The 493-nt window shown below is 32.9% G+C and carries 1 protein-coding gene; it reads left to right on the plus strand.

The window, feature by feature from the left end; genetic code table 11:
- The coding region (locus NE257_RS11270) for a transposase (protein ID WP_251886502.1) at window positions 1–465 on the plus strand (465 nt) is incomplete at its 5' end.
- Window positions 466–493: the final 28 nt, after the last annotated feature.

A 493-nucleotide genomic window follows, 5' to 3' on the forward strand; every position in this document is an offset into this window, starting at 1 on the left:
GCACAGAAACTTAAAGTAAATTGGCGTTTTCTAACAAAAAATAGACAGAATATAAATCATTCGGAATATAAGTCTTGGCGTAGTTTCCGTTCACCTAAGTACCCTCTTCTTACAGAAGCTATGATGATTGATAGACTACTTACATGCTCCCCTTCCCTTAGAGAAGCTTATGAGGCATTCCATGACTTGGCAGATGCATTTAGAGATAAGGACCATATTGTATTTTTTGACTTGCTCAAACATCTTCCAGAAAGTTTAAATGAGGAATTTAGAAAGAAATTACAGAACTTGCTTAAGTATGAAGAAGGCATAAGGAATGCAATGATTTATCCTTATTCAAACGGTAAAATCGAGGCAAAGAATACCCATATTAAAACATTGAAAAGAGTATCCTACGGATTCAAATCATTTGAGAACATGAAAATACGGATTTATATGATCAATCATTTAATTGAAGTGAAATAACACAAAAAACCAAAACAGATTTGTTCAT

The sequence above is a fragment of the Enterococcus italicus genome (genome assembly GCF_023743875.1).
Lineage (GTDB): Bacteria > Bacillota > Bacilli > Lactobacillales > Enterococcaceae > Enterococcus_G > Enterococcus_G italicus.